This window comes from Deltaproteobacteria bacterium GWA2_45_12 (assembly GCA_001797365.1).
Classification (GTDB): domain Bacteria; phylum UBA10199; class UBA10199; order UBA10199; family UBA10199; genus UBA10199.
This window is the reverse complement of sequence record MGPH01000007.1, coordinates 1-612: the sequence shown is the minus strand read 5'-3', so window position 1 is coordinate 612 and position 612 is coordinate 1. Positions and strand designations below refer to the sequence as shown.

The 612-nt window shown below is 50.3% G+C and carries 1 pseudogene (only partly in view); it reads right to left on the bottom strand.

The window, feature by feature from the left end:
- Positions 1–538: pseudogene (locus A2048_01885) on the bottom strand (hypothetical protein); it reaches 374 nt to the left of the window's first position.
- Positions 539–612: the final 74 nt, after the last annotated feature.

Here is a 612-nt window from a genome sequence, read left to right as displayed (position 1 = left end):
AAATTATCGTCTGATAAAGCGAGATATTCCCGCCATTGGACACTATTAACTTTGGCACACCACTATCCCGTGTATATATCGTTCCCGCTCCGGCATAACCTCCGGAATTCGCTGTTATCGTTAGGCTTGAATCGTTGGTTGTATAGGTATTGACTGATATCCTTCCACCGGCTCCATCGATATAACCGGACATACTAAACCCATGCCCACCATTCGCCTGCAATCTTCCTGTTCCATTTAGATAGGTTGAATTAATGGAAATTGTGCCGCCAGCGCCGCCACCGGTTGCATTGGCGCTTATTAATCCATTCAACGTCATTGTGCCATCCCCTGTTAAGATGACTGCCCCGCCGCCAGCTCCGCTAGCGGCACTACCTCCGCCACTACCTAAATCTATGGGGTTTACTAGGGAATCATAGCCAGATCCTCCGCTGCCCTGCCCACCGTGACCCGCGCCGCCACTACTGCCACTACTCCCCCCAGGGCCATAACCCGCAGAATATCCAGAACCATCCGCAGTGATAGTAGACCCCGCCATTAACGTGAAACTATTAAGCGTTTTTATATTTACCACATAACGCCGCGTGTATATTTACCACATAACGCCGCGTG